The sequence below is a fragment of the Streptomyces sp. TBY4 genome (assembly GCF_024213195.1).
In the GTDB taxonomy this organism is placed as follows: Bacteria; Actinomycetota; Actinomycetes; order Streptomycetales; family Streptomycetaceae; genus Streptomyces.
In genome coordinates, this window is record NZ_JANAVF010000009.1 from 162068 (window position 1) to 188954 (window position 26887).

Annotated in this window: 24 protein-coding genes; 18 read left to right on the top strand and 6 right to left on the bottom strand. The window is 73.0% G+C overall.

Features of this window, described 5'->3' with window-relative positions:
- Positions 1 to 93 precede the first annotated feature (93 nt).
- The gene (locus NLX94_RS22435) at positions 94 to 756 is read left to right on the top strand and encodes an XRE family transcriptional regulator (RefSeq protein ID WP_302170284.1); all 663 of its coding nucleotides are present in this window, start codon (positions 94 to 96) and stop codon (positions 754 to 756) included.
- A 4-nt stretch (positions 757 to 760) separates the two neighbouring features.
- The gene (locus NLX94_RS22440; protein ID WP_254384792.1) at positions 761 to 1480 is read left to right on the top strand and encodes a helical backbone metal receptor; all 720 of its coding nucleotides are present in this window, start codon (positions 761 to 763) and stop codon (positions 1478 to 1480) included.
- A gap of 21 nt (positions 1481 to 1501) precedes the next feature.
- Here the strand turns inward: NLX94_RS22440 and NLX94_RS22445 are convergent, their stop codons facing one another.
- Complete coding sequence (locus tag NLX94_RS22445; protein ID WP_374684008.1) at positions 1502 to 2650, bottom strand: TDT family transporter; 1149 nt, start codon at positions 2648 to 2650, stop codon at positions 1502 to 1504.
- 70 nt (positions 2651 to 2720) lie between these two features.
- On the opposite strand from NLX94_RS22445, the gene NLX94_RS22450 reads away from it, so the two are divergent.
- On the top strand, positions 2721 to 3689 hold the full coding sequence (locus NLX94_RS22450) for a LysR family transcriptional regulator (RefSeq protein WP_254384793.1): 969 nt from the start codon (positions 2721 to 2723) through the stop codon (positions 3687 to 3689).
- Between the two features lie 290 nt (positions 3690 to 3979).
- Here the strand turns inward: NLX94_RS22450 and NLX94_RS22455 are convergent, their stop codons facing one another.
- From NLX94_RS22455 to NLX94_RS22465, 3 genes are all read right to left on the bottom strand, one after another.
- A complete protein-coding gene (locus tag NLX94_RS22455) occupies positions 3980 to 4681 on the bottom strand; it encodes a gamma-glutamyl-gamma-aminobutyrate hydrolase family protein (protein WP_254384794.1) in 702 nt (233 codons plus the stop codon).
- A 32-nt stretch (positions 4682 to 4713) separates the two neighbouring features.
- Positions 4714 to 6216, bottom strand: coding sequence for an ethanolamine permease (gene eat / locus NLX94_RS22460; RefSeq protein WP_254384795.1), 1503 nt, complete (start codon positions 6214 to 6216; stop codon positions 4714 to 4716).
- A 119-nt stretch (positions 6217 to 6335) separates the two neighbouring features.
- On the bottom strand, positions 6336 to 7082 hold the full coding sequence (locus tag NLX94_RS22465) for a FadR/GntR family transcriptional regulator (protein WP_254384796.1): 747 nt from the start codon (positions 7080 to 7082) through the stop codon (positions 6336 to 6338).
- A 77-nt stretch (positions 7083 to 7159) separates the two neighbouring features.
- Between NLX94_RS22465 and NLX94_RS22470 the strand changes: the two genes are divergently transcribed.
- From NLX94_RS22470 to NLX94_RS22485, 4 genes are all read left to right on the top strand, one after another.
- Positions 7160 to 8539, top strand: a complete 1380-nt coding sequence (locus tag NLX94_RS22470; RefSeq protein ID WP_254384797.1) for a glutamine synthetase family protein — start codon at positions 7160 to 7162, stop codon at positions 8537 to 8539.
- Positions 8540 to 8591: 52 nt separating this feature from the next.
- Positions 8592 to 9956: an aldehyde dehydrogenase family protein gene (locus NLX94_RS22475; RefSeq protein WP_254384798.1), complete on the top strand. Its 1365-nt coding sequence runs from the start codon at positions 8592 to 8594 to the stop codon at positions 9954 to 9956.
- Positions 9957 to 9961: 5 nt separating this feature from the next.
- The gene (locus NLX94_RS22480; RefSeq protein WP_254384799.1) at positions 9962 to 10756 is read left to right on the top strand and encodes a 3-oxoacyl-ACP reductase; all 795 of its coding nucleotides are present in this window, start codon (positions 9962 to 9964) and stop codon (positions 10754 to 10756) included.
- Between the two features lie 79 nt (positions 10757 to 10835).
- On the top strand, positions 10836 to 12116 hold the full coding sequence (locus tag NLX94_RS22485) for an HAD family hydrolase (RefSeq protein WP_254384800.1): 1281 nt from the start codon (positions 10836 to 10838) through the stop codon (positions 12114 to 12116).
- 7 nt (positions 12117 to 12123) lie between these two features.
- Here NLX94_RS22485 and NLX94_RS22490 read toward each other — a convergent pair whose 3' ends face one another.
- Positions 12124 to 13326 carry an amino acid deaminase/aldolase gene (locus NLX94_RS22490; RefSeq protein WP_254384801.1) on the bottom strand — a complete coding sequence of 401 codons (1203 nt, stop codon included), beginning with the start codon at positions 13324 to 13326 and terminating at the stop codon, positions 12124 to 12126.
- A 252-nt stretch (positions 13327 to 13578) separates the two neighbouring features.
- Between NLX94_RS22490 and NLX94_RS22495 the strand changes: the two genes are divergently transcribed.
- Genes NLX94_RS22495 through NLX94_RS22505 form a run of 3 tightly spaced genes read left to right on the top strand, consistent with a single transcriptional unit; the run spans position 13579 to position 16412 of the window.
- Positions 13579 to 14454 carry a hypothetical protein gene (locus NLX94_RS22495; RefSeq protein ID WP_254384802.1) on the top strand — a complete coding sequence of 292 codons (876 nt, stop codon included), beginning with the start codon at positions 13579 to 13581 and terminating at the stop codon, positions 14452 to 14454.
- Positions 14451 to 15659 carry a type VII secretion-associated serine protease mycosin gene (gene mycP, locus NLX94_RS22500; protein ID WP_254384803.1) on the top strand — a complete coding sequence of 403 codons (1209 nt, stop codon included), beginning with the start codon at positions 14451 to 14453 and terminating at the stop codon, positions 15657 to 15659. Before NLX94_RS22495 ends, mycP begins: the two co-directional genes overlap by 4 nt.
- 12 nt (positions 15660 to 15671) lie before the next feature.
- Complete coding sequence (locus tag NLX94_RS22505) at positions 15672 to 16412, top strand: SseB family protein (RefSeq protein ID WP_254384804.1); 741 nt, start codon at positions 15672 to 15674, stop codon at positions 16410 to 16412.
- 94 nt (positions 16413 to 16506) lie between these two features.
- Here NLX94_RS22505 and NLX94_RS22510 read toward each other — a convergent pair whose 3' ends face one another.
- Positions 16507 to 16878, bottom strand: a complete 372-nt coding sequence (locus NLX94_RS22510; RefSeq protein WP_254384805.1) for a DUF1844 domain-containing protein — start codon at positions 16876 to 16878, stop codon at positions 16507 to 16509.
- 324 nt (positions 16879 to 17202) lie between these two features.
- Here NLX94_RS22510 and infC point away from each other — a divergent pair, with 324 nt between their 5' ends.
- The 8 genes from infC (at position 17203) to NLX94_RS22550 (ending at position 26876) form a co-directional block, all read left to right on the top strand.
- Positions 17203 to 17964 (top strand): translation initiation factor IF-3, encoded by a 762-nt coding sequence (gene infC, locus NLX94_RS22515; protein WP_254384945.1) that lies wholly within the window; start codon positions 17203 to 17205, stop codon positions 17962 to 17964.
- Positions 17965 to 18068: 104 nt separating this feature from the next.
- On the top strand, positions 18069 to 18263 hold the full coding sequence (gene rpmI / locus NLX94_RS22520) for a 50S ribosomal protein L35 (protein ID WP_254384806.1): 195 nt from the start codon (positions 18069 to 18071) through the stop codon (positions 18261 to 18263).
- Positions 18264 to 18366: 103 nt separating this feature from the next.
- Complete coding sequence (gene rplT / locus NLX94_RS22525; RefSeq protein ID WP_112446980.1) at positions 18367 to 18753, top strand: 50S ribosomal protein L20; 387 nt, start codon at positions 18367 to 18369, stop codon at positions 18751 to 18753.
- Between the two features lie 135 nt (positions 18754 to 18888).
- Positions 18889 to 19749, top strand: coding sequence for an RNA methyltransferase (locus NLX94_RS22530; RefSeq protein WP_254384807.1), 861 nt, complete (start codon positions 18889 to 18891; stop codon positions 19747 to 19749).
- A 56-nt stretch (positions 19750 to 19805) separates the two neighbouring features.
- Positions 19806 to 21050 (top strand): ATP-binding protein, encoded by a 1245-nt coding sequence (locus NLX94_RS22535; RefSeq protein ID WP_254384808.1) that lies wholly within the window; start codon positions 19806 to 19808, stop codon positions 21048 to 21050.
- A 153-nt stretch (positions 21051 to 21203) separates the two neighbouring features.
- Positions 21204 to 22331, top strand: a complete 1128-nt coding sequence (gene pheS, locus NLX94_RS22540; protein ID WP_254384809.1) for a phenylalanine--tRNA ligase subunit alpha — start codon at positions 21204 to 21206, stop codon at positions 22329 to 22331.
- The gene (gene pheT / locus NLX94_RS22545; protein WP_254384810.1) at positions 22331 to 24859 is read left to right on the top strand and encodes a phenylalanine--tRNA ligase subunit beta; all 2529 of its coding nucleotides are present in this window, start codon (positions 22331 to 22333) and stop codon (positions 24857 to 24859) included. The genes pheS and pheT overlap by 1 nt, the downstream gene beginning before the upstream one ends.
- A gap of 679 nt (positions 24860 to 25538) precedes the next feature.
- Complete coding sequence (locus tag NLX94_RS22550; RefSeq protein WP_254384811.1) at positions 25539 to 26876, top strand: transcriptional regulator; 1338 nt, start codon at positions 25539 to 25541, stop codon at positions 26874 to 26876.
- The last annotated feature ends 11 nt before the right edge of the window (positions 26877 to 26887 follow it).

Genomic DNA, 26887 nt, shown 5'->3' on the forward strand with positions numbered 1-26887 from the left:
GGTTGCTGCGTAAGGTGCTTACAGCACCCCGATGTGCGACGTGCGACGCGCGAGGGACCGGACCAACCGAAACAAGGGGAGGGCAGCCCCGCCATGGACGACAGGGACGGCACCGACGGCACCGACGGCAAGAACGGACGCGAAGCGACGACCGGCGCGGACGACAAGGAACGGGATCGGGACAAGGACTCCAGGGAACCGCTCCGGGTGGGCGTGGCCGTGCGCAAGCGGCGCCGGGCCCTGCACCTGACCCTCGCCGCCGTGTCCGCGCGCAGCGGGCTGTCGGTCCCCTTCCTGAGCCAGATAGAGAACGAGCGGGCCCGGCCCAGCATGCGGTCCCTGGAGCGGGTCGCCGACGCGCTGGAGACCACGGCCGTCGATCTGCTGGCCGCCTCCGACACCGCGCGCACCGTGGACCTCGTACGGGCCGGCGACGAGTCCGGGCTGACTCCCGTTCCCGGCGTACGGGCCCTCGTGCGCGGGCACCACCAGCTGCACGCACTGGAGTTCACCGGGGACCAGGACGCGGGCCGCGAGTACCAGCACCGCAACGACGAGCTGATGTACGTGGTCTCGGGCGCCTGCCAGGTGGAGGCCGAGGGGCGGGCGTACCGGCTGGAGAACGGCGACGCGCTGTTCCTGTCCGGCGGGGTGCGCCACCGCTGGCGGGCCGTCACCGAGGACACCCGGATCCTGATCGTCGCGGTCGGCGAACACATCCACGCGACCTCCGAGCCGCCCTCGCCGGGACACTGACCGGATGCGGGTCGTTTCGCTGGTGCCGTCCCTGACCGAGGCGGTGGCCGTGAGTGCGCCCGGTGCGCTGTCCGGGGTCACCGACTGGTGCACGCACCCGGCCGTCCTCGGGGACGTGGTGCGCGTCGGGGGGACCAAGAACCCCGACGTGCGGGCGATCGCCGCGCTGCGCCCTGACCTGGTCCTCGCGAACGAGGAGGAGAACCGGGCTCCGGACCTGGCGGCGCTGCGGGAGGCCGGGCTGGAGGTCCTGGTCACCGAGGTACGGGACCTCCCGCAGGCCTTCGCCGAACTGGACCGGGTGCTGGTGGGGGCCATGGGGCTGGAGCGGCCCCGGTGGCTGGCGGAAGCGGAGGCCGCGTGGGCCCGCGTGGAGCCGACTGCGGAGCCGCGGACGGCCTTCGTGCCGGTCTGGCGCCGGCCCTGGATGGTGCTGGGCCGCGACACCTTCGCGGGGGACCTGCTGGCCCGCCTCGGCGTGCGCAACGCCTACGCCGGGCACGCGGAGCGCTACCCGAGGATCCCGGCGGCCGAGCTGGCCGCCGCCGGCTGCGAGCTCGTGGTCTTCCCGGACGAGCCGTACCGCTTCACGCCCGGGGACGGGCCCGAGGCCTTCCCCGGCATCCCCGCCGCGTTCGTCGACGGCCGCCACCTGACCTGGTACGGGCCCTCGCTGGCCGAAGCTCCGGAGGTCCTGGCGGCGGCCCTGGCGGCGGCGCGCTGAGCGCTGCCCTGCGGACACCCCCTAGCGGGGCGCGGCCAGCAGGCGGCCGGTGGCCAGGCCGCGCAGGGTGTTCGCGGCGGCCAGCAGCCAGGCGGTCACCAGGGCCAGGAAGAGGGCCGCGGCCAGCCAGGAGAAGGCGGTGAGGCCGGTGTGCCGGGCCAGTCCGGCGGCTCCGGTGACGCAGGTGCCGACGGGGAAGGTCAGCGCCCACCAGGTCATGGCGAACCCCATGCCCTCGCGGGCGGCCCGCAGCAGCATGGCCGCGGCCAGCGCCAGCCACAGCAGGGCGAATCCCATCACGGGGACCCCGTAGACGACCGCGAAGGCGGCGAAGGCGCCGGAGTAGGCGCCGGCGATCGACTCGGGAGCCATGTCGGCCAGCGAGTTCACGGCGGTGGTGGACTGGCCGAGGGGGCCCAGGACCAGGAACAGGGTGGGGGTGAGGGCCAGGGGGAGGGGGCCGCTGACGATCAGCCGGCCGAAGATCAGGGGGAGCAGCAGCAGGGTGGCGAGCAGGCTGAGGCCGAACATCGCGTAGCAGCCGAGCAGCATGGCCTCGCGGGCCTGGCCGGCGGGCAGATGGGGGATGAGCAGGGGGCCCAGCGCGGCGGAGACCATGGGGGCGACCACGGGGAGCAGCCAGACGGGGGTGGCCTGGTGGGCCTCGACCTTGTGGCGGACCACCATCAGGTAGGGGACGGCCGCGGCCGCCAGGAGGCCGATCGCGGTGCCGGCGGTGAACAGGACCGTGTCGACGGCGATGGCGGCGGGGACCCCGATGAGGTCCTTGCCGACGATGAGGGTGCCGCCGCCGACGGCCAGCAGGGCCATCGAGAGGCAGCCGTAGAAGGGGGCCACGGCCGGGTCGAGGAGGTGGGCGCGGGCCTGGTCGCGGTGGTGGAGCCAGTGGCCGGCGCGGGCGGTCAGGAGGACCGCGAGGGCGGTGGCGGCCAGCGCCCAGAAGACCTGGCAGACCACGCGCTGGCCGGGGAGCTGGTACGGGAGGGTCGCGCCGGCATTGGCGATGATCGCCGTGCCCATGACGGAGGCGTACCAGTTGGGGCCGAGGTGCCGCAGGGACGGGGCCCTGCGGGCCGCGCCGTCGGGGGTCGCGGGGGCGGCGGGGGTCCCGGGGGTGGTGGGACGGGGGCGTACGAGGGTGGTGGCCATGGGTCCAGCGTCCCGCCGGGCGGAGCCGGACGGCAGAGGGTCATGTCCTATGAGGGCATAAAGTGAAGTTATGGGTAATGGCTATGGCGGCTACGGTGGCTTCGGTGGGCAGGGCGACGAGGAGTGGGTCGAGGGGCAGCTGCCCCTGGCGCACCGGGTCCCCGACCTGGGGGCCATGGAGCTGCTGCTCGCGGTCGCGCGCGTCGGCAGCCTGAGCGGCGCCGCGCGGCGGCTCGGGATCACCCAGCCCGCCGCCAGCAGCCGGATCAGGGCGATGGAGACCCGGCTCGGGGTCGCGCTCGTCGACCGCTCCCCGCGCGGGTCCACGCTGACCGCGGAGGGTGCGCTGGTCACGGACTGGGCCCGGCGGGTGGTGGAGGCCGCCGAGGCCTTCGACGCGGGTGCTCAGGCGCTGCGGGGTCGTCGCGACTCCCGGCTGCGGGTCGCGGCCAGCATGACCATCGCGGAGTACCTGCTGCCCGGCTGGCTGATCGCGCTGCGCGGGCAGCGGCCGGACACTGCGGTGTCGCTGCACGCGGGGAACTCGGCGGTGGTCGCGGAGCGGGTGCTCGCCCACGAGGCGGACCTCGGGTTCGTGGAGGGGCTGAGCGTGCCGGAGGGGCTGGACTCGGTGGTCATCGCGCAGGACCGCCTCGTGGTGGCGGTGGCCCCCGGGCACCCCTGGGCGCGGCGTTCGAGGGGGGTGGAGCCGGCGGAGCTGGCGGGGACCCCGCTGATCCTGCGGGAACGGGGGTCGGGGACCCGGCAGGTCCTGGACGCGGCGCTGGCCGGGTGCGGGGGGCTGGCGGAGCCGCTGCTCGAACTGGCCTCCACCACCGCGGTGAAGGCGGCGGCGGTGAGTGGGGCGGGGCCGTGCGTGCTGTCGGAACTGGCGGTGGTCGACGAGCTGGCGGGGCGTCGGCTGGTCTCCGTACCGGTGCTCGGGGCAGGCCTGGAACGGGAACTCCGGGCGGTCTGGCCCGCAGGCTCCCGCCCGGCAGGCCCGGCCCGGGACCTCCTGAGCCTGACCCGCCGCTGACGGGGTCCCCGCCGCAGGCCGGAGGCCTTGCCCCCCGGGCCCCGGGCCCCGGGCCCTGGCCCCCGGGGGCTTGAGGGGGCCGTCCCGCGCAGGGGGGTCCGGGGCGGAGCCCCGGGGAACGGTGGAAGGGTGGGTAGGGGACAGCTCCGCAGGACCTCCCCCCGTAGCCGGACCCGGGGGGGGGGGGGCGGGCGGCCCTGCGGGGCGGAGCCCCCTACCCGCCCTTCCACCGTTCCCCGGGCTCCGCCCGGACCCGGTCCTCAAACGCCGGACGGGCTGGAAAGAGGGGCTCAGGCGTTGGACGGCTGGAGTGATGCGGCCTGGATCAGGGCCGACATGACGCGGGTGTCCTTGTCGCGTTCCGGGTGCCATTGGACGCCCAGGGTCCAGGGGGCGGGGGCGGGGAGTTCGATGGACTCCACCGTGCCGTCGGCCGCGTGGGAGGAGGCGATCAGGCCGCGGCCCAGGCGGTCCACGGCCTGGTGGTGGTAGGTCGGGACCTCCGACTCCTCCGGGACCAGGGCCGCGTACAGGGTGCCGGGCACCGGGCGGACCGGGTGCCAGGAGACCACGCCGGGGCCCTGCGCGTGGCCGTCGATGTGCTGGATCAGGGTGCCGCCCAAGGCCACGTTCAGCGCCTGCATGCCCCGGCAGATGCCGAGGAGGGGCGTGCGGGAGGCCAGCGCCGCCGTGATGAGGGCCAGTTCCCACTCGTCGCGCACCGTCGCCGCCGCCCCGGTGCGGGGATCGCGCGCGGCGCCGTAGTGGACGGGGTCCACATCGGGGCCGCCCGCCACGACCAGGCCGTCCAGCCGGTTCAGCACCTCCCGCGCCGCCTCCGGTCCGTCCGGCGGGAGCAGCACGGCTACGCCGCCCGCCGCCTGGACGAGCTCGTAGTACCCGGTGGGTACGAGGGCGGTCGGGACGTCCCACACGCCGTAGCGGGTGGATTCCTCGACGTAGGTGGTGATGCCGATGAGCGGCCTGGGCACGGTGGATACCTCCAGGGGGAAAGGGCGGGTGATCAGTCGCGGGAGAGCTCGGCCTCGGCTTCCGCCAGCGCCGCGAACTCCTCCTCCGGCGCGGAGGCCACCAGGTGGTGCCGACTGTAGAACGCGAAGTAGGCGAGGGCGACGGCGTACACGGCCAGGGCGATGAATGCCGCGTCCTTGTCCACCAGGAAGGTGGCGACCAGGGCCGAGAGGGCGAGGACGAAGGCCACCGTGGAGGTCACGACGCCGCCCGGAGTGCGGTACGGGCGCTCCAGGCCGGGCTCGCGGCGCCTCAGCACGATGTGGGAGAGGGCCATCAGGGCGTAGGAGATGGTCGCTCCGAAGACCGCCATGTTCAGCATGCGCGGGCCGTTGCCGGTGGCGGCGGCGAGGGCGAAGCCGATGGCGCCGGGGATGAGCAGGCCCAGGTACGGGGCCTTGCGCTTCGAGGTCAGGGACAGGAAGCGGGGCAGGTAGCCGGCCCGGGAGAGGGCGAACAGCTGGCGGGAGCCGGCGTAGATGAGGGAGAAGAAGGAGGCCACCAGGCCGGCGAGACCGGCGTAGTTGACGAAGGTCTTCAGCCAGGAGAGGCCGGGGTCGCCCTCCAGGGCCACGACGAGCGGGTTGCCCGCGTCCTTGATGGCGTCGGCTCCGCGGGCGCCGGTCGAGGCGAGGAAGGTGACCAGGGCCAGGAGGACGAGGATGCCCATGGAGATCGACAGGGCGCGGGGTACCGAGCGGACCGGGTCCTTGGCCTCCTCGGCGGCCAGCGGCACGCCCTCGACGCCCAGGAAGAACCACATGCCGAAGGGGAAGGCGGCCCAGATGCCGAGGATGCCCAGCGGCAGCCAGGAGCTCGCGCCCGCGGCGGTGGTGTCGACGGCGATGTTGTCGAGGTTGGCCGGGTCGAACTGGGTGAACGCGCCGACGGCGAAGACGATCAGAGCGATCACGGCGATGGCGGTGACGATCAGGGAGAAGCTGAGGGCCTCGCCCACGCCCCAGAGGTGGATGCCGATGAAGACGACGAAGCAGGCGAGGTAGACGGGCCAGCCCGAGGTGAGGCCGAAGAGGTTGAGGGACTCCACGTAGTCGCCGATGAAGATGGCGATGGCGGCCGGGGCGAGGATGTACTCGATGAGGATCGCGGTGCCGGTGAGGAAACCGCCCCAGGTGCCGAGCGCCCGGCGGGCGAAGCCGTAGCCGCCGCCCGCGGTGGGCAGGATCGCCGACAGCTCGGCGAGGGAGTAGACCAGGCACGCGTACATCGCGCCCATCAGGACGGTGGCGATGGCGAGGCCGCCGAAACCACCCTGGGCGAGGCCGATGTTCCAGCCGGAGAAGTCACCGGAGACCACGTAGGCGACGCCGAGACCGGTCAGCAGCAGCCAGCCGGCGCTGCCGCGGCGCAGGGTGCGGCGCTCCAGGTAGCCGTCGGTGCCGGTCCCGGGGGCGCCGTTCCTGCCGGTGCCGTTCTCGGGGGACGGGGTGGGTTCGGGCACGGCTGTCAGCCGTGCGCCGGTGTCGTCGGCCATGTGCGCTCCTGCCTAGGGCAATGGTTGTGGGGCGTACCTTTGCTGCTCGGGCGTGGCGGGCGCAAGACCCCTGCGTTAAACGGGGGTTACGAATGCCTCTCGGCCGGGGCGGGTCCGGATCAGGCCAGGAACCCCCGCAGCAGCGCCGCCGTGCCGCAGCAGTGCTCGCGCATCACCTCGCGGGCCGCCTCCGCGTCCCGGTCCAGCACGGCCTCCACCAGAGTGCTGTGCTGCTGCTGCGAGTGCTCCAGGTTGCGCACCAGCAGCGGGATGCAGTCCAGCAGGTCGTTCACGGTGGCCCGGACGGCCGCGTACTGGGCCGTCAGGGTGGCGGATCCGGCGAGTTCGCACAGGGTGAGGTGGAAGAGCGTGTCCTGTCGGCGGTAGTCGGGCAGCGGGGCGTCGTGGGTGGCGGTCAGCGCGGCGAGCAGCCGGTCGGTGTCCGGCTCCGACAGCCCGTGGGAGGCGCACAGGCCGGCCGCTCCCACCTCCAGGACCTCGCGGAAGCGCAGGACGTCCTCGATGTCCACGCCTGCGACCCGGCGCCGCAGCTCCTCCTCGGTGCCTCCGGCCGGCGTGTCGGGGCGGGGCAGGACAAACGTTCCGCCGTACCGTCCGCGCCGGGCCTCCACCAGGCCCTGGTCCTGGAGTACCTTCAGCACCTCGCGGAGCGTCACCCTGCTGATCCCCATCCGCTCGGCCAATTCGCGTTCGGGCGGCAGCCGTTCCCCGCCCGGCACCAGTCCGAGCCGGACCACCTGGAGGATCTGCTCCAGCGCCTCCTCGAAGCCGTTGCCCGCCCGCACCTGCCGCAGTACGGGATTGAGCCGCCGGGAGGTCTCGTCCTCGCTCGCCGTATCGGTCATCTCGCCTCCTCCCCTTCCCAAGCAATGGTTCTATTCAATACCTTAGGCCCCCTCGGCTCACCGAAGGAGAGATTCCCGTGGTAGACCGCAAGCCACCGCTTTCGCCCGATGAGCTCCGCGCTCTCGTGGCCGGCGGTGAAATCGACACAGTGGTCCTGGCCTTCCCCGACATGCAGGGGCGCCTCCAGGGCAAGCGGTTCGCCGCACCGTTCTTCCTCGACGAGGTCCTCCAGCACGGAACCGAGGGCTGCAACTACCTGCTCGCCGTCGACACCGACATGAACACCGTCGACGGCTACGAGATGTCCTCCTGGGACCGGGGCTACGGCGACTTCGCCATGCACCCCGACCTCGCCACCCTGCGCCGGATCCCCTGGAACCCGGGCAGCGTCTTCCTCTTGGCCGACCTGGCCTGGAGCGACGGCTCGCCCGTGGTCGCCGCACCCCGGCAGATCCTGCGCCGCCAGCTGGAGCGGCTCGCCGAACTCGGATACACCGCGATGGTGGGCACTGAGCTGGAGTTCATGGTCTTCCAGGACACCTACGAGCAGGCCTGGAACTCCAACTACCGCGGCCTGACCCCCGCCAACCAGTACAACATCGACTACTCCGTCCTCGGGACCGGCCGGATCGAGCCCCTGCTGCGCCGCATCCGCAACGAGATGCAGGCCGCCGGCCTGGTCGTGGAGTCGGCCAAGGGCGAGTGCAACCTCGGGCAGCACGAGATTGTCTTCCGCTACGACGAGGCGCTGACCACCTGTGACCAGCACTCCGTCTACAAGACCGGGGCCAAGGAGATCGCCGCGCAGGAGGGCGTCTCCCTTACCTTCATGGCCAAGTACGACGAGCGCGAGGGCAACTCCTGTCACATCCACCTCTCGCTCTCCGACGCCGACGGGCGCAACGCGATGGCCGGTGACGGGCAGGACGCGCACGACCACGGCGGTATGTCACCCGTGATGCGCCACTTCCTGGCCGGCCAGCTCGCCGCACTGCGCGACTTCTCCCTTCTCTACGCCCCCAACATCAACTCCTACAAGCGTTTCCGGCCGGGATCCTTCGCCCCCACCGCCGTCGCATGGGGCGTGGACAACCGGACCTGCGCACTCCGAGTGGTCGGCCACGGCCGCTCCATGCGCTTCGAGAACCGCCTGCCCGGCGGCGACGTCAACCCGTACCTCGCCGTCTCCGGCCTGGTCGCGGCCGGGATCTACGGCATCGAGAACCGCCTGGAACTGCCCGAGCCCTGCGCCGGCAACGCCTACACCGCCGATTTCGCGCACGTCCCCACCACCCTGCGCGAGGCCGCCGAGCTCTGGGAGAACAGCGAGATCGCCAAGGCCGCCTTCGGCCCCGAGGTCGTCGCCCACTACCGGAACATGGCCCGCGTCGAGCTCGACGCGTACGACTCCGCCGTGACCGACTGGGAACTGCGCCGGTCCTTCGAACGCCTCTAGGCACACGCACCGCACGCACCGCACCGCACCCGAACGTCTGAAAGGCCACCACGTGTCCGATGCGCTGGAAGTCCTGAATCCGGCCACCGAGGAACTCGTCGCCGTCGTCCCGGCCGCCACACGGGACGACGTCGACGCCGCCGTCGTACGGGCCACCGCCGCCCAGCGGACCTGGTCCGCGGCCGCGCCCGCGGACCGGGCCAGGCTGCTGCGCCGCTTCGCCGCGGTCGTCGACGGGCACATCGAGGAACTGGCGCAGCTGGAGGTCCGGGAGGCGGGCCACACCATCGGCAACGCCCGCTGGGAGGCGGGCAACGTCCGTGACGTGCTCGACTTCGCCGCCGGGGGAGTGGAGCGGCTCTCCGGCCGCCAGATCCCCGTCGCCGGCGGCATCGACGTCACCTTCCTCGAACCCCTCGGCGTCATCGGCGTCATCGCGCCGTGGAACTTCCCCATGCCGATCGCCGCCTGGGGCCTGGCCCCGGCGCTGGCCGCCGGCAACGCGGTCGTCCTCAAGCCCGCCGAGACCACCCCGCTCACCGCGCTGCGCCTCGCCGAACTCGCCCTGGAGGCCGGACTCCCCGAGCACCTGTTCCAGGTGCTGCCCGGCCGGGGCGAGGTGGCGGGCGACGCCCTCGTCGAGCACCCGGGGGTGGCCAAGATCGTGTTCACCGGTTCCACCCGGATCGGCAAGCGGATCATGGCCAAGTGCGCCGACCGGGTGAAGCGCCTCACCCTCGAACTCGGCGGCAAGAACCCCAACATCGTCTTCGCCGACGCCGACCTGGAGGCGGCGGCGGCCTCGGCCCCGATGTCCTTCCTGGACAACACCGGCCAGGACTGCTGCGCCCGCACGCGGATCCTCGTACAGCGCTCCGCGTACGACCGGTTCATGGAGCTGCTCGCCCCGGCCGTCGAGAAGGTCGTCGTCGGGGACCCGTACGACGAGAACACCCAGATGGGGCCGCTGATCTCGCGGGTCCAGCTGGACCGCGTACGGTCCTACGTCACCGACGACCTCACGGTCGTCCGGGGCACCGCCCCCGAAGGCCCCGGCTTCTGGTACCCCCCGACCCTCGTGACCGGCGTCGACCCCACCGCCGCCATCGCCACCGAGGAGGTCTTCGGACCGGTCGCCGTCGTCCTGCCCTTCGAGGACGAGGAGGACGCCGTACGCCTGGCCAACGCCACCGACTACGGCCTCGCGGGCTCCCTGTGGACCCGCGACGTGGGCCGCGCGCTGCGCGTCTCGCGCGCAGTCGCCGCGGGCAACCTGTCGGTCAACTCCCACAGCAGCGTCCGCTACTGGACCCCCTTCGGCGGCTACAAGCAGTCCGGGCTCGGGCGCGAGCTCGGACCCGACTCCCTCACCGCTTTCACCGAGACCAAGAACGTCTTCATCAGCACGGAGGCCTGAACACCATGAGCAACGAGCCCACCGAAGAGATCGTCTGCCGCCGCCTGGTCGGCCGTACCGCCGTCATCACCGGAGCCGGCAGCGGCATCGGCCTCGCCACCGCCCGCCGGCTGGCCTCCGAAGGCGCCAACGTCGTCTGCGGGGACATCGACGAGACCGCGGGCAAGGCCGCCGCCGAGGAGGTCGGAGGCACCTTCGTCAAGGTGGACGTCACCAGCCCGGAGGAGGTCGAGGCCCTGTTCAAGACGGCCTTCGACACCTACGGCTCCGTGGACATCGCCTTCAACAACGCCGGCATCTCGCCCCCGGACGACGACTCGATCCTCACCACCGGCCTGGAGGCCTGGAAGCGGGTCCAGGACGTCAACCTCACCTCCGTCTACCTCTGCTGCAAGGCCGCCCTGCCCTACATGCAGCGCCAGGGCCGCGGCTCCATCATCAACACCGCCTCCTTCGTGGCGCGGATGGGCGCAGCCACCTCGCAGATCTCCTACACCGCCTCCAAGGGCGGCGTGCTCGCCATGTCCCGCGAGCTCGGCGTGCAGTTCGCCCGCGAGGGCATCCGCGTCAACGCGCTCTGCCCGGGACCGGTCAACACCCCGCTCCTGCAGGAGCTGTTCGCCAAGGACCCGGAGCGCGCCGCCCGCCGGATCGTGCACATCCCGCTGGGCCGGTTCGCCGAGCCCACCGAGATCGCCGCCGCCGTCGCCTTCCTCGCGAGCGACGACTCCTCCTTCATCAACGCCACCGACTTCCTGGTCGACGGCGGGATCTCCGGCGCCTACGTCACCCCCCTGTAGGCCGCAGCGGTCAGCAGACTCCAGCCGGGCGCCGCGAGGTGCCCGGCTGGTTCCTTTCCGGATCTCATCGAGGAGCAGCATGCAGAGAAGATGGGCGGCCCCCCTCGCCCTCATAGCGGTCACCGGCTCCGGACTCCTGGTGGCACCGCCGGCCGAGGCGGCCCGCCCCGGCGCGCACTGCACGACCCCCCGGCTCACGGAGGCCTGGTACGGGGACAACCGGGCGCGGCTCCAGCAGCTCATCGACGACTACGGCAGGTGTGCCCCGTACCGGCCGCACCGCAACAAGCCCGTCGCCGTCTTCGACTGGGACAACACCGTCGTCAAGAACGACGTGGGCGACGCCCAGATGTTCTGGCTGCTGCGCAACGGCAAGATCCGCCAGCCCGCCGGGGGCGACTGGAGCAGCACCAGCCGCTACCTGACCCCGGCCGCCGCCCAGGCCCTGGCAGAGGCCTGCGGCAGCCTCGCCGAGCCCGGCGCCCCGCTGCCCACCCACACCCCCGGGGGCGCCGCCTGCGCCGACGAGATCAACGCCGTCTACGGCACCGCCGCCACCCGCGCGGCCGCCCCCGCCTTCGCCGGCTGGGACCGCCGTACGAACGAGCCCTCCTACGCCTGGCTCCCGCAGCTCATGCAGGGCTGGACCGCGCGCGAGATCCGCGGCTTCACGGCCGCCGCGCGCGCCGAGAACCTGGCCGCCCCCGTCGACGCCAAGCAGCAGGTCGGCACCACCACCGCCACCGGCTGGGTGCGCTACTACGACCAGCAGAAGGAGCTCATCGGCGCCCTGCAGAAGGCCGGCTTCGACGTCTGGATCAGCTCGGCCTCGCCGCAGCCGGTCGTCGAGGTGTGGGCCGCGGGCGTGGGCATCGACGCCCGGCACGTCATCGGCATCCGCAACACCACCACGCGCGGCGGGAAGTTCACCTCCCACCTGCAGGGCTGCGGATCCGTCGCGGACGGCGCCGACACGATGATCACGTACATCGACGGCAAGCGCTGCTGGATCAACAAGGAGATCTTCGGGGTCCGCGGCGCCGCGGCCGAGAAGGTCCAGCCCGCCGCCCGCCGCCAGGTGTTCGCCGCGGGCGACTCCGACACCGACATCTCGTTCCTGCGGGACGCGACCGCGCTGCGGCTCGTCGTGAACCGCAACAAGAACGAGCTGATGTGCCGCGCCTACGACAACAGCGACGGCAAGTGGATCGTGAACCCGATGTTCATCCAGCCCAAGAAGCAGAAGGCCACGCCCTACCCGTGCGCGACCACCGGCTTCACCGGCCCCGACGGCACCCCGGGGCCCGTGCTCCGGGGTGACACCAGCGTCATCCCGGACCAGACGGACACGGTCTTCTGAGCCGGGCCTAGAGGAAGGTGCGGCCCTCGCCCCGGTAGGTCGGGGCGGTGGCCGTCACCCGGTCGCCCTGGACCAGGTGCAGGGTGTCGAAGCGCTCGCACAGCTCACCGGCCTTCGCGTGCCGGAACCAGACCCGGTCGCCGATCAGCAGATCGTCGGCCGGGCTGCCCAGCAGCGGGGTCTGCACCTCGCCGGCCCCCTCCTGCGGGTCGTAGCGCAGCCCCTCGGGGAGGTACGGGACCGGCAGCCGGTCCGCGCCGGGCGCGCCGGAGGCCGGGTACCCGCCGCCGAGCACCGTGACCACCCCGACCCCGGGCCGGCGGACCACGGGCTGGGCGAAGAGCGCCGCCGGGCGGCCGCTGAAGGAGGTGTAGTTGTCGAACAACCGCGGTACGTAGAGCCCCGACCCGGCGGCGATCTCCGTCACGGCGTCCTCGGCCGCGGTCTGCTGCACGCTGCCGGTGCCGCCGCCGTTGACGAACTCCAGGTCCGGGACCACCGCGCGCACGGCCCGTACGGCCTCGGCCCGGCGGGCGGCCAGCTCCCTGCGGGCCGCTCCCTGCATCAGCCGGATGGCGCGCGACCTCAGCGGACGCCCCGCGAGCGAGTCGCCGACCCCGGCCACGTGACCCTCGTAGCCCATCAGCCCGACCACCCGGAACCCGGGCCGGGCGTCCACCGCGCGGGCCAGTTCGGCGAGCTGGGCGGGCTCGCGCAGCGGGGAGCGACGGGCGCCGACCCGCACCCTGCCGCCGAAGAGGTGCAGGGCGGTGTCCAGCTCCAGGCAGACCCGGATCTCCTGGGTGCCGCCGTCGCGGGCCCGGTCCACGAGCTCCAGCTGCGCGGGGTCGTCGACCATCACGGTGACCGCGGCGGCCAGCTTCGGATCGGAGGCGAGCTCGGCGAAGCCGGCCCGGTCGGCGGACGGGTAGGCGAGCAGCACGTCCTCGAAGCCCGAGCGGGCCAGCCAGATCGACTCGGCGAGGGTGTAGGACATCAGTCCGGCGAACCCGGGCCGTGCGAGGACCCGTTCGAGGAGCGCGCGGCACCGTACGGACTTGCTCGCCACCCGGACCGGCTTCCCGCCGGCGCGCCGCACGAGATCGTCGGCGTTCGCGTCGAACGCGTCCAGGTCCACGAGGGCGAGCGGTGCGTCGAGATGCGCGGTGGCCCGGTCGTAGCGGGCCCGGTCGGCGGCGGGGGAGTTCATGGGCGGCAGCCTGCCAGACGGTTGTACTCGTGGGTAGGGGGTTCGCGGAGCCCGCGGGAGGCCCGGCCAGGTCAGGGGCCCGGGAACGGGCCGCGGTCACATCTGGGTCTCGACCGCCCGATGCCCCCTTCGGGTATTGAGACGGCGGTTCGGATGTGTTTACTGTCGCTCCTCCCCGGTCGGCATTCCGCCACTGACGGGCGCGTAAAGTATGGGCAGGCAGCCGACGGGAACGGGGGGCTGAGCCGCCGGATGAGCACGTCCACACAGCACGGCGGGGTCCAGACCGCGCCCGACCAGACCCAGGTACCGCCACGCCGGCGCCGGGGAAGGGTCCTCGCCGCCGCCCTGTGCGGCCTCCTCGGCCTCGGTCTCACCGGTGCGGCCGTGTACAAGGCCGTCGCCGACCACCGCGCCGCGCAGCAGCCGCTGGATCCCGCCACCGCGTACCGCAAGGCCGCCTCCCTCTGGCACAGCGCCCCCGTCGACACCCTGCTCCCGCCCGTCCTCGACGGGCACGACGCCGGGCCGGGCGGCGCCGACCGCACGTGGACCCGGATCACCGCCGCCGCCGACTCCGCCTGCCCCGAGGCGCTCGCCGCCGACTGGCAGGCCCTGTTCGCCGACACCGGGTGCACCCGCGTGCTCCGCGCCACCTACACCGACGCCACCCGCAGCTCCCTCGTGACCGTCGGCATGGTCTTCACCCCCGCGGACCCCCTTGCCATGGACTCCCTGCGCGGCCGCCTGACCGCCCCCACCGGCTACAAGTTCCCCGACAACCGCCGGGCCGCCTGGACCGCCTCCGTGCTCACCGAGGCCCCGGTCGTCGTCTACTCCGTCTCCGCCTTCGCCGACGGGCGCCGGCTCGGAGCGCCCAGTCCCGCCGAGGACAAGATGGCCGAGGACGCCAAGGGACGCGTGGCCAAGGCGGGCCTCGGCCACGAGGCCAAGGCCCTCGCCGACCTGATCGAGGGCACCCTGCGCACCCTCGCGACCACCCCGCCGGGGCGGTGGTCGGCCCCGCAGAAGCCGCAGCTGTCGCAGACGTCGCCGCCGCCGGAACCGGGACAGACGTCACCGGAACCGGGGCAGACGCCGGCGGAAACCCAGGAGGCCGTCCGATGACCCGCCGCGCGCCGGCCCCCGGGCCGCTGAACCGCCGCACGCTGCTCCCGGCCGCCCTCGCCCTCGGGGCCCTCTTCGCCGTCACCGCAGCGCCTCCGGCCGCCGCCGACTCCGTCCGCGACCGCCAGTGGGGCCTGACGGCCCTGCGGGCCGAGGAGGCCTGGGGCACCAGCCGCGGTGACGGGGTCACCGTGGCCGTCCTCGACACCGGGGTCGATGCGACCCACCCCGACCTGGTGGGCCAGGTCCTGGAGGGCACCGACCTCGTCGGCATGGGCGCCACGCAGGGCGACAAGACCTGGGCCAAGCACGGCACGGCGATGGCGGGGATCATCGCCGGGCACGGCCACGGCTCCCTCGGGGGCGTCCTCGGCGTCGCCCCCCGGGCGAAGATCCTCCCGGTCCGGGTGATCCTGGAGGAGGGGGACCCCGTCCGGGACCAGGCCCGCGCCACCAAGGGCGGCGCCCTCGCCGAGGGCATCCGCTGGGCCGTCGACCACGGCGCCGACGTGATCAACCTCTCCCTCGGCGACGACAGCAGCGCCGCCCACCACGAGGCCACCGAGGACGAGGCCGTCCAGTACGCCCTGGGCAAGGGCGTGGTCGTCGTCGCCTCCGCCGGCAACGGCGGCAACAAGGGGGACCGCATCTCGTACCCGGCCGCCTACCCCGGGGTGATTGCCGTCACGGCCGTCAACCGCGAGAACAAGAAGGCCTCCTTCTCCACCCGCAGCTGGTACGCCACCGTCAGCGCCCCGGGCGTCAACGTGATCATCGCCCAGCCCGACCGCTCCTACCCCTACGGCTGGGGCACCAGCGCCGCCGCCGCCTTCGTCTCCGGCGCCGTCGCCCTGGTCAAGGCGGCCCACCCCGACCTGTCCCCGGCGCAGATCAAGAACCTGCTGGAGGACACCGCCTCCGGCTCGCCGCCCGGCGGCCGCGACGACTCCCGCGGCTTCGGCCTGGTGGACCCGGCCGCCGCCCTCCAGGCCGCCGACGGGATCACCCCCGAACCGGCGCTGCCCCTGCCCGTCGCGGCCACGGCCCGCTACTTCGGCTCCGGCCCCGACCCGGTGCCCGGCCCCGGGATCTGGGCCCGGTTCGCACCCCCGGCGGGGGTGGCCGCGGGACTGGCACTGCTCGTGGCGGCCGTCGTACTGGCCCGGCGGCCCCGGGCCGGACGGTGGGATCCGCAAGGGGGATAGGCTCGGGGAACTGTGGCGAACAAAAACATCCCTGACCCCGGTTTCTCCGACGACGACGGCTCGGCCGACCCCCGGCTGAGCGCGGCCCTGGCCGCCTGGGCCGAGGACAGAGCCAGGGAGCCGGAGGTGCTGGCGGCCCTGAAGGACGCCCGCCTGCTGGTTCCCGTGGTCGCCGTCCTCGGCGAGGTCGAGACGGACCCCGAGACCGGACTCAAGCGCGAGAAGACCAGCGACATGGCCGTCCCCACCCTGCGGGCGGGGGACCGGCGGGCACTGCCCGCCTTCACCTCCATCGCCTCGCTGGCCCTGTGGGACCCGGCCGCCCGCCCGGTGGCGGTGCCGCTGCACCAGGCGCTGGCCGCCGCCGCGCACGAGAAGGCCGACACCATCGTCCTGGACCTGTCCGGACCGGTTCCGTACCAGCTCGCAGGCCCGGCGCTGCTCGCCCTCGCCGAGGGCCGCACGGACGCCGGCCCGCTCGCAGACCCCGCCGTGCGCGAGGCCGTACGGGCCGTCGTGACCGCCGAGCCGGCCGTGCTCGGCGCCCACCTGGGCCCGGGCGGCGCGGACGCCGACGGAACCCTGGCGATCGTGCTGGCGGCCGGTCTGCAGGCCGCGGCGGCGGCCCGCCGGGTGGCCGAGGCCCTGGCGGCCGACGAGACCCTGCGCGCACGCCTCGTAGCCGGACTGGACCTGGCGCTGCTCCCGGAAGGGGCCCCGGTCCCGCCGGGGGAGCCGCTCTTCACGCGCTGACCTCTTCACGCGCCGACCGCCGGATGGGCGATGGGCGCCCACCCCGGTACCGGGGTGGGCGCCCTTCGCCGTTCCGCTTCCTACAAGCAGGTGCCTACGCGTACACGGGCCCCGTGAACTTCTCGCCCGGGCCCTGCCCCGGCTCGTCCTGCACCAGCGAGGCCTCGCGGAAGGCGAGCTGGAGGGACTTCAGGCCGTCGCGCAGCGGGGCGGCGTGGAAGGAGCTGATCTCGGTGGCGCTCGCGGTGACCAGGCCCGCCAGGGCGGTGATCAGCTTGCGGGCCTCGTCGAGGTCCTTGTACTCGGAGTCCGGCTTGTCCAGGCCCAGGTTGACCGCTGCCGCGCTGAGCAGGTGGACGGCCACCGTGGTGATGACCTCGACGGCCGGCACGTCCGCGATGTCGCGGGTCAGGTCGTCGTAGTCGGGAGAGTCTTGGGGGGAACCGGAGGGCGTCGCGTCAGTCATGTGCCACACGATATGCCGTGCGGCGGGCTTGCAACGCGGGTGCTAGTATGTACTTCGACCGGCCGGACACTTATGTGCCCGGCCCACAAGTGGAGGCTCCGATTCTCCCACCCAGCCGCCCTCACGGGAGGCGGGTCACCGGTCAGGCGGTATCCATCGTTCCGTACGGACGATGGAAAGCTGCCCGATTTTGCGCCCCGCGGTTCGCACGCGACGGTGCTCCGGTTGTATTGGAGCCCTCGTCTGTGCCCGGCGGGGCTTCTTTGTATGTTCCGCCGCGGTCGGTCTGACGGAAAAACGTCAGCGGCTGTCCTCCAGGCAGCCGTGTGGTGCTACCGAGGAGGATCCATCAGCACCGAGCCCCGCATCAACGACCGGATTCGCGTTCCCGAGGTTCGACTCGTCGGCCCGAGCGGCGAGCAGGTCGGCATCGTGCCGCTTGCGAAGGCGCTTGAGCTCGCGCAGGAGTACGACCTCGACCTGGTCGAGGTCGCGGCGTCCGCACGCCCGCCGGTCTGCAAGCTCATGGACTACGGCAAGTTCAAGTACGAGTCGGCCATGAAGGCCCGTGAGGCGCGCAAGAACCAGGCGCACACGGTCATCAAGGAAATGAAGCTCCGGCCGAAGATCGACCCGCACGACTATGACACCAAGAAGGGTCACGTCGTTCGGTTCCTCAAGCAGGGCGACAAGGTCAAGATCACGATCATGTTCCGCGGTCGCGAGCAGTCCAGGCCGGAACTCGGCTACCGACTGCTGCAGCGTCTGGCTTCGGACGTCGAGGAGCTCGGCTTCATCGAGTCGAACCCGAAGCAGGACGGCCGAAACATGATCATGGTTCTCGGTCCGCACAAGAAGAAGACCGAGGCGATGGCCGAGGCCCGCGAGGCGCAGGCCGCCCGCAAGGCCGAGCGCCAGGGTGTCGCTGTCTCCGACGGCGATGCCGCCGCCGAGGACGCCGCGCTGGAGGCCGAGAACGCCGCCGTCGAGGCCGCTTCCGACGAGGCTGACGCCTCGGACGAGGCTCCTGCCGGGGCCGGCTCCGACGAGGCAGCCGCCTCGGACGAGGCTTCTGCCCAGGCCTGATTCCGAGGCAGCCCGTCTCGGATCACCGATACAACATGACGCTCCCGCGAGCCGGCCCCCACCAGGGCCGGTGGGGGCGCCACCGACGAGGAGATAACGGCGCTATGCCGAAGAACAAGACGCACTCCGGGACCAAGAAGCGCTTCAAGATCACCGGCTCCGGCAAGGTGCTCCGCGAGCGCGCCGGCAAGCGCCACCTGCTCGAGCACAAGTCGTCCCGTGTTACCCGCCGCCTTTCCGGCACCGCGGAGATGGCTCCCGGCGACACCGCGAAGATCAAGAAGCTTCTCGGCAAGTGACGTCCTCCGCTCCCCTTCCGGGAGCGGGAGCACGTCAAGACCGGGACCCCATCGAATTCGGGCCGTGTGAAGACAACCGCGGCCCCGCTACAAGGAGTACAAAGTGGCACGCGTCAAGCGGGCAGTAAACGCGCACAAGAAGCGCCGGGCAATCCTCGAGGCGGCCAAGGGCTACCGCGGTCAGCGTTCGCGCCTGTACCGCAAGGCCAAGGAGCAGGTCACCCACTCCCTGGTCTACAACTTCAACGACCGCAAGAAGCGCAAGGGCGACTTCCGTCGTCTCTGGATCCAGCGCATCAACGCGGCTGCCCGTCAGAACGGCATGACGTACAACCGCCTCATCCAGGGTCTGAACGCCGCCAACATCGAGGTGGACCGCAAGATCCTCGCCGAGCTGGCCGTCAACGACCCCAACGCGTTCGCCGCGCTGGTCGAGGTCGCGCAGAAGGCCCTCCCGGCCGACGTCAACGCCCCGAAGGTCGCTGCCTAAGCAGTACGCCTTCAAGGCCGCAGTAACCGCAGTACTTTGCCCGGACCCGCAGGCCTCGCGCCTGCGGGTCCGGTGCGTTGATCACCGAGTTCGACTGAGTTCCACCCGCTGTACGTACGGAAGCGAGCCGACCGCATGGGCACCCCCGCCGAGCTGATCTCCCCCCGGTCCACCCGGGTGGCCGCCGCCAGGCGCCTGGCGCGACGCAATTTCCGTACGAAGGAGCGCCGCTTCATCGCCGAGGGCCCGCAGGCCGTGCGCGAGGCCGTGGAGCACCGCGGTACCGGGGGCGAGTCCACGCTGATCGAGCTGTTCGCGACCGTCGAGGCCGCCGAGCGCTACGCCGACATCGTCGACGCCGCGTACGCCGCCGGGGCCCGCGTCCACTACGCCTCCGACGAGGTGCTCGCGGAGGTCTCCCAAACCGTCACCCCGCAGGGGCTGGTCGGCGTCTGCCACTTCCTCGACTCCCCGTTCGAGGAGATCCTGAAGGCCCGGCCCAAGCTCGTCGCCGTCCTCGCGCACGTCCGCGACCCCGGCAACGCCGGTACGGTGCTGCGCTGCGCGGACGCCGCCGGAGCCGACGCCGTCGTGCTGACCGACGCCTCCGTGGACCTGTACAACCCCAAGTCGGTACGCGCCTCCGTGGGCTCCCTCTTCCACCTCCCGGTCGCCGTCGGCGTGCCCGTGGAGCAGGCCGTCGAGGGGCTGCGCGCGGCCGGCGTGCGCATCCTCGCCGCCGACGGGGCCGGCACCGACGACCTCGACGCCGAGCTCGACGCGGGCACCATGGGCACCCCCTCGGCCTGGATCTTCGGCAACGAGGCCTGGGGCCTGCCCGAGGAGACCAGGGCGCTCGCGGACGCCGTCGTACGGGTCCCGATCCACGGGAAGGCCGAGAGCCTGAACCTCGCCACGGCCGCCGCGGTGTGCCTGTACGCCTCCGCGCGTGCACAGCGGGCGCCCGGAGGGTGCCGCTCCGTGACCCCCAGCTAGTAATGTGGCGGCCCGGGGGGCCCACTGCGCTACTCGGAGATGTGGGGTACGGGGACATGACCGTCGGTACGAACAGCTCGCCAGGGGCCGCCAAGGCGGCCGGCGCACCGGTCCTGGCCGCCGTGTCCCCGCCGGCCGCACCCGCCGCCCGGGTGCCCGTGCAGCAGCCTCAGGGAGCCCACGGGCCCGCCGCTGCACCTGCCCCCGGGTACGACGGGCTGGACGGGCTCGACGCGCTCGGGATCGACCCCGACGACCTGCCCGACGGGCTGGTGATCGCCGACGCCACCGGCCGGGTCATCTGCTTCAACTCCGCCGCCGCACGGATCACCGCCCTCGTGGCCGGCGAGGCCCTCGGCCTCGGCATCGAGAGCGCCCTCCCGCTGGAGGACCTCGAAGGCCGCCGCTGGTGGGCGCTGACCGACCCCTACGGAGGCCTCGCCACCCGGCGCGGACAGCCCGAGCGCAACCTGCTGCTCCCCGGCGGCCGCGAGGTGCTGGTCTCCGCCCGGTACGTGCGCACCCACCCCAGGGGCCCGGTGCGCCGGCTGGTGGTCACCCTGCGCGGCACCGAGGCCCGGCGGCGCACCGAGCGCAGCCACGCCGAGCTGATCGCGACCGTCGCGCACGAGCTGCGCTCCCCGCTCACCTCCGTCAAGGGGTTCACGGCGACCCTGCTCGCCAAGTGGGAGCGGTTCACCGACGACCAGAAGCGGCTGATGCTGGAGACCGTCGACGCCGACGCCAACCGCGTCACCCGGCTCATCGCCGAACTCCTGGACATCTCCCGCATCGACTCGGGCCGCCTGGAGGTGCGCCGCCAGCCGGTCGACATCTGCACGGCCGTGGGACGCCACGTCCAGGCGCTCACGGCGAACGGGCAGGCCCCGGAGCGGTTCCTCGTCAGCGTGAGCCGGCCGCTGCCCGACCTGTGGGCGGACCCGGACAAGATCGACCAGATCCTGGGCAACCTGCTCGAAAATGCGGTGCGCCACGGCGAGGGAACCGTCACCATCGACGTGACGCCGACCAGCTTCGCGAACGCCGCGGGGAAGACCGAGAAGGGAACCGCCGTCACCGTGACCGATGAGGGCCCCGGTATCCCCGAAGAGTCGATGAAGCGCGTCTTCACCCGCTTCTGGCGCGGCAGCAAGCGCGGCGGCACCGGCCTGGGCCTCTACATCGTCAAGGGCATCGTCGAAGCCCACGGCGGCACCATCACGGTCGGCCGCGGCCCCGGCGGCGGCGCCGAGTTCCGATTTATCCTGCCCGTCGGCGCCCCGGCCTACCTCACGCAGTAACCCTGCGGAGCGTCTCGCCAGGCGGCCCGACGGGCTCCTTCACCCCCAGCGACCTTTAGACTCGACCTTTGGCACCTTTGTGTCCTTGTGCCGAGCGCGTCCTGCGCGTCGCGCGGGGGACCCACCAGCCAGCCATCGGAAGTACGGGAAGAGATGTCGGCACCGAACAAGTCGTACGACCCTGTCGAGGTCGAGGCACTGAAACCGGAAGAGATCGAGCGCATGCGGGACGAGGCGCTCGCCGCCTTCGCCGCCGCCGGCGACCTCGACGAGCTTCGCGAGGCGAAGACCGCGCACATGGGCGACCGCTCGCCCCTGGCGCTCGCCAACCGCGAGATCGGCGCGCTGCCCCCGCAGGCCAAGGCCGCGGCGGGCAAGATCGTGGGCCAGGCCCGCGGCGCCGTGAACAAGGCGTTCGGGGCCCGCACGGTCGCGCTCGAAGCCGAGCGCGACGAGCGGGTGCTGGTCGAGGAGGCGGTGGACGTCACGCTGCCCTACGACCGCGTGCCCGCCGGCGCCCGGCACCCCCTGACCACGCTGATGGACCGCATCGCGGACATCTTCGTGGCCATGGGGTACGAGGTCGCGGAGGGCCCCGAGGTCGAGGCGGAGTGGTTCAACTTCGACGCCCTCAACTTCACGCCCGACCACCCCGCGCGCCAGATGCAGGACACCTTCTTCGTCAAGGGCCCCGAGGGCACCGAGGGCGACGAGTCCGGAGTCGTGCTGCGCACCCACACCTCCCCGGTGCAGGCGCGCTCGCTGCTGGAGCGCAAGCCCCCCGTCTACATCGTGTGCCCGGGGCGGGTGTACCGCACCGACGAGCTCGACGCGACGCACACCCCGGTCTTCCACCAGGTCGAGCTGCTCGCCGTGGACGAGGGCCTGACCATGGCGGACCTCAAGGGCACCATGGACCACATGGTCCAGGAGCTGTTCGGCGAGGGCACCACCACGCGCCTGCGCCCGCACTTCTTCCCCTTCACCGAGCCGTCCGCCGAGATGGACATGCAGTGCTACGTGTGCCGCGGCGCGTCGGTGGGCAACCCCGACCGCCCCTGCCGCACCTGCTCCAGCGAGGGCTGGATCGAGCTCGGCGGCTGCGGCATGGTCAACCCGAAGGTGCTCATCGCCTGCGGCGTCGACCCGGAGAAGTACAGCGGGTTCGCCTTCGGCTTCGGCATCGAGCGGATGCTGATGTTCCGCCACAACGTAGAAGACATGCGAGACATGGTCGAGGGTGACGTTCGTTTCACCCGGCCGTTCGGGAGTGAGATCTGATGCGCGTCCCGCTTTCTTGGCTGCGGGAGTACGTCGACCTCCCCGCGGGTGAAACCGGTCGCGACGTCGCGGCCAAGCTCGTCGACGCCGGCCTGGAGGTCGAGACCGTCGAGCAGCTCGGCGGCGGGCTCAAGGGCCCGCTCGTCGTCGGCCAGGTGCTGACCATCGAGGAGCTCGAGGGCTTCCGCAAGCCGATCCGCTTCTGCACGGTGGACGTCGGCTCGGCCAACGGCACCGGCGAGCCGCAGGAGATCGTCTGCGGCGCCCGGAACTTCTCCGTCGGCGACAAGGTCGTCGTGGTCCTGCCGGGTGCGGTGCTGCCCGGCGACTTCGCGATCGCCGCGCGCGAGACGTACGGCCGCACCTCGCACGGCATGATCTGCTCCGGCGACGAGCTGGGCATGGGCGACGACGGCACGCACGGCATCATCGTGCTGCCGCACGAGCACGAGGCCGGCACCGACGCGATCAAGCTCCTGGAGCTGGTCGACGAGGTCCTCGACATCGACATCACCCCGGACCGCGGCTACTGCATGTCCATGCGCGGTGTGGCCCGCGAGGCCGCCACCGCGTACGGCCTGCCGCTGCGCGACCCGGCGCTGCTCGACGTGCCCGCGCCGAACTCGTACGGCTACGCCGTCAAGATCGACGACCCGCAGGGCTGCGACCGCTTCACCGCGCGCACGGTGACCGGCCTCGACCCCGAGGCGCGCTCCCCGATCTGGCTCACGCGCCGCCTCCAGAAGGCGGGCATGCGCCCGATCTCGCTCGCCGTCGACATCACCAACTACGTGATGCTCGAGCTCGGCCAGCCGCTGCACGCCTACGACCGCTCGCGGATCGACGGCGCCATCGGCGTCCGCCGGGCCGAGCAGGGCGAGAAGTTCACCACCCTGGACGGGGTCAAGCGCACGCTCGACGCCGAGGACCTGGTGATCACCGACAACAGCGGCCCGATCGGGCTCGCCGGTGTCATGGGCGGCGCCAACACCGAGATCGCCGACTCCGTCACCGACCCGGAAACCGGCGCCGTCACCGGCACCACCGACGTGGTCGTGGAGGCCGCGCACTTCGACTCCGTGTCGATCTCGCGCACCGCCCGCCGCCTCAAGCTGTCCTCCGAGGCCTCCAAGCGCTTCGAGCGCGGCGTCGACCCGCAGGCGGCCGCCGCTGCCGCGCAGCGCACCGTCGACCTGCTCGTGCTGCTCGCGGGCGGCACCGCCGAGGCCGGCGTCACCGAGCTCACCGCCCCGGGAGCCCCGCGCACCATCGCGATGAGCGCGGACCACCCCGACAAGGTCGCGGGCATGGACTACGGCCGGGAGACCGTCGTACGCCGCCTGCAGGAGGTCGGCTGCGACGTCTACGGCCAGGACGAGCTCGTCGTCACCACTCCCTCGTGGCGGCCCGACCTCGCCGAGCCCAACGACCTCGCCGAGGAAGTCATCCGGCTGGAGGGCTACGGGAACCTCCCCTCCACCCTCCCGCAGGTGCCCTCCGGCCGCGGTCTGACCGCCCGGCAGCAGCTGCACCGCCGGGTCGGCCGCGCGCTGGCCGGCGCGGGCTACGTCGAGGCGCTCAGCTACCCCTTCATCGGGGAGGGCGTCTTCGACCAGCTCCAGCTGCCCGCGCACGACGCCTCCCGCCAGGTCGTCAAGCTGGTCAACCCGATCTCCGACGAGGAGCCGGCGCTGCGCACCACGCTGCTGCCGGGTCTGCTCGGCGCGCTGCGCCGCAACGACAGCCGGGGCAGCCACGACCTCGCCCTCTTCGAGACCGGCTCGGTCTTCCGGGCCGCCGCGCAGCCGGGCGTCGCCGTACGCCTCGGCGTCGACCGGCGTCCCACCGACGAGGAGATCGCCACCCTGAACGCGGCCCTGCCCGCGCAGCCGCGCTACGCCGCGGTCGTGCTGGCCGGAGCCCGCGAGCAGGCCGGCTGGTGGGGCAAGGGCCGTCCGGCCGACTGGGCCGACGCGGTCCAGGCGGCGCGCTCGCTGGCCGTCGAGGCCGGTGCGGAGCTCGTCGTGCGCCAGGGCCAGTACGGTCCCTGGCACCCGGGCCGCTGCGCCGAGCTGCTGGTCACCCTGGACGGGGTGGAGACGGTCATCGGCCACGCCGGTGAGCTGCACCCGCGCGTGGTCAAGGCGATGGGCCTGCCGGCCCGCACCAGCGCCATGGAGCTCGACCTCGACCGCCTCGCGGCGGCCGGCGGCGAGGCCCTCCAGGCGCCCCGGATCTCCTCCTTCCCGGTGGCGACCCAGGACGTCGCGCTGATCGTGGACGCGTCCGTGCCGGCTTCGGCCGTCGAGGACGCGCTGCACAAGGGCGCCGGTGAACTGCTGGAGTCCCTGCGGCTGTTCGACGTGTTCGAGGGCGAGCAGGTGGGCGAGGGCAAGAAGTCCCTCGCGTACGCGCTGCGCTTCCGCGCGGCGGACCGGACGCTGACCGCCGAGGAGTCGACGGCTGCGCGTGACGCGGCGGTCGCCCTGGCGGGCGAGCGTACCGGGGCGGTCCTGCGCGGCGCGTAGCCGCTGCCGCCGCTCCTTGCGGCACCGAGGGGGTGCATCCCGATCAGGGGGTGCACCCCCTCACCCGTACCCGGGGCCGGGCGGCCCTGCGGGGGCTGTCCCCTACCCGCCCTTCGCCCGTTCCCTGGGGCTCCGCCCCAGACCCCGCGCCTCAAGCGCCGGCGAGGCTGGATTTTTCCAGCCCGTCCGGCGTTTGAGGACCGGGTCCGGGCGGAGCCCGGGGAACGGTGGAAGGGCGGGTAGAGGACCAGCCCCGCAGGGTCGGGTGGGGGCGCGGACGTCCGGGCGGCTGGGGCGCGGACGTCCGGGCCGGTAGGGGCGGCCATGCGGCCGGTGACGGGACCACGCGGGCCGGGCCCGGTGGGTGGGCCCGGCGCGCGCTCGGTCCGGCCCGGCCGGGGCCCGGCGACCAACCAGGACCCGGCGGAGCCGAAGCGCGCCGCCCGCCTGCCGTGGAGTGTCGGGCAGACAACAGGACGGGCGGCGCGGTTGACGGGTCGTCGCACTGTACGAGGGGGAGCCGACGACCCGGGCTACCTCTTTGGCGAGGCCCTTAAGTGAAGCGCCCGGACGGCCCTCCGCGGCAGGGTGCGTATCGCATTTATGCGCGTACTCGGTTCACACCCCGTGTGAACCCCGCACCCACTAGCCTGGATGCGACGAGCCCTTGGAGGGGCCCATGCAGCCCAATGCCCTGCTCGACGCCCTCCTCGCCGAGGCGGGCATGTCCCATGCCGGACTCGCCGCGCACGTGAACCAGGCGGGCCGCACGCGCGGACTCGCCCTGCGGTACGAACACACCGCCGTGACCCGGTGGTTGAAGGGCCAGCGCCCGCGCGGCCAGGTCCCGGACCTGATCTGCGAGGTGATCGGGGGCCGGCTGCGGCGCCCGCTGTCGCTGGACGACGTGGGCTTCGGCGTGCCCGGGCAGCCCGCCGATCCCCATGGGTCCCCGCTCAGCGGCTTCGTCGACCGCGCCGCCGCCCTGTGGCGTTCCGACGGCAACGGCCGCCAGCCCCTCGACGCCGGGGCCCTCACGGGTACCCCCGCGGTGATGCCCGTGTGGGAGTGGGAGAACCCGCCGGAGGACGCCGACGTCTCCCGCGAGGGGCCGATCCGCGTGGGACCCGAGCACGTGGAGATCCTGAAGGCCGCCCGCGCCCACTACGAGCTGATGTACCGCCGGGCCGGCGGCGTGGCCACCCGCGACCGGGTCGTCCGCTTCCTCGGCACCGAGACCGCCCCCATGCTGCGCGGCAGTTACTCCGACGGGCTCGGCCGCGGCCTGCACCGGGCCGGCGGCTCCCTGGTGGCCGTGGCGGGGATCTGCGCGTACGACTCGGACGCGCACGGGCTGGCCCAGCGCTACTTCCACCAGGCGCTGAGGCTGGCCAAGGCGAGCGGGGACCGGGGGCTCGGGGCCTATGTGATCGCGCTGATCGTCAACCAGTGCCTGCATTTGCGGGAGTTCCGCCAGGCGGTGGCCTTCGCCGAGGCGGCCCTGCGCGCCGCGGGCCGGCACACCACCCCGGCCCTGGCCGCGGACCTGTACGCCATGCAGGCCAAGGCCTACGCCCAACTCGGCGACACGGCAGCCGCGTTGGCCTGCATCCGCAGGGCCGAGGCGGCGGCGGAGCGGATCCGGCCCGGCACGGAGCCCGACGAGACGGGGTACGTGCAGCCCGGGCTGGTCAACGTACAGGTGGCCGAGGCGCTGCTGGGGATGGGGGATCTGCGGGCGGCCCATCAGCAGGCCGCGGCAGCGGTCGGGACCCCCGCGCACGACCGGGGGCGGGTGCACCGGCTCGCGATGCTGTGCGAGATCCAGCTGCGCCAGGGCGAGGCCGATCAGGCGGTGGCCTCGGCGGCCGAAATGGCCGAGCGGGCCAAGGGTATGGAGTCCCTGCGCCTGCGCGACCGGCTGCGTGCGGTCCGGGAACAGCTGCTGACCAGCGGTTGTTCGGGGGCGGAGGAGACGGCCGAGCTCATCGACGGGGCGCTGCGCGTTCCGCTGTGACATCCCCCGTG

Bases quoted from the DNA above. Each gene is read 5' to 3' on its own strand.
- NLX94_RS22450 (WP_254384793.1), top strand. From the start codon at position 2,721: ATGGGTAATGGCTATGGCGGCTACGGTGGCTTCGGTGGGCAGGGCGAC.
- NLX94_RS22490 (WP_254384801.1), bottom strand. From the start codon at position 13,326: ATGAACTCCCCCGCCGCCGACCGGGCCCGCTACGACCGGGCCACCGCG.
- NLX94_RS22510 (WP_254384805.1), bottom strand. From the start codon at position 16,878: ATGACTGACGCGACGCCCTCCGGTTCCCCCCAAGACTCTCCCGACTAC.
- NLX94_RS22485 (WP_254384800.1), top strand. From the start codon at position 10,836: ATGCAGAGAAGATGGGCGGCCCCCCTCGCCCTCATAGCGGTCACCGGC.
- mycP (WP_254384803.1), top strand. From the start codon at position 14,451: ATGACCCGCCGCGCGCCGGCCCCCGGGCCGCTGAACCGCCGCACGCTG.
- pheT (WP_254384810.1), top strand. From the start codon at position 22,331: ATGCGCGTCCCGCTTTCTTGGCTGCGGGAGTACGTCGACCTCCCCGCG.
- NLX94_RS22465 (WP_254384796.1), bottom strand. From the start codon at position 7,082: ATGACCGATACGGCGAGCGAGGACGAGACCTCCCGGCGGCTCAATCCC.
- NLX94_RS22550 (WP_254384811.1), top strand. From the start codon at position 25,539: ATGCAGCCCAATGCCCTGCTCGACGCCCTCCTCGCCGAGGCGGGCATG.
- NLX94_RS22445 (WP_374684008.1), bottom strand. From the start codon at position 2,650: ATGGCCACCACCCTCGTACGCCCCCGTCCCACCACCCCCGGGACCCCC.
- eat (WP_254384795.1), bottom strand. From the start codon at position 6,216: ATGGCCGACGACACCGGCGCACGGCTGACAGCCGTGCCCGAACCCACC.
- NLX94_RS22435 (WP_302170284.1), top strand. From the start codon at position 94: ATGGACGACAGGGACGGCACCGACGGCACCGACGGCAAGAACGGACGC.
- NLX94_RS22480 (WP_254384799.1), top strand. From the start codon at position 9,962: ATGAGCAACGAGCCCACCGAAGAGATCGTCTGCCGCCGCCTGGTCGGC.
- pheS (WP_254384809.1), top strand. From the start codon at position 21,204: ATGTCGGCACCGAACAAGTCGTACGACCCTGTCGAGGTCGAGGCACTG.
- NLX94_RS22440 (WP_254384792.1), top strand. From the start codon at position 761: ATGCGGGTCGTTTCGCTGGTGCCGTCCCTGACCGAGGCGGTGGCCGTG.
- NLX94_RS22535 (WP_254384808.1), top strand. From the start codon at position 19,806: ATGACCGTCGGTACGAACAGCTCGCCAGGGGCCGCCAAGGCGGCCGGC.
- NLX94_RS22530 (WP_254384807.1), top strand. From the start codon at position 18,889: ATGGGCACCCCCGCCGAGCTGATCTCCCCCCGGTCCACCCGGGTGGCC.
- NLX94_RS22495 (WP_254384802.1), top strand. From the start codon at position 13,579: ATGAGCACGTCCACACAGCACGGCGGGGTCCAGACCGCGCCCGACCAG.
- rpmI (WP_254384806.1), top strand. From the start codon at position 18,069: ATGCCGAAGAACAAGACGCACTCCGGGACCAAGAAGCGCTTCAAGATC.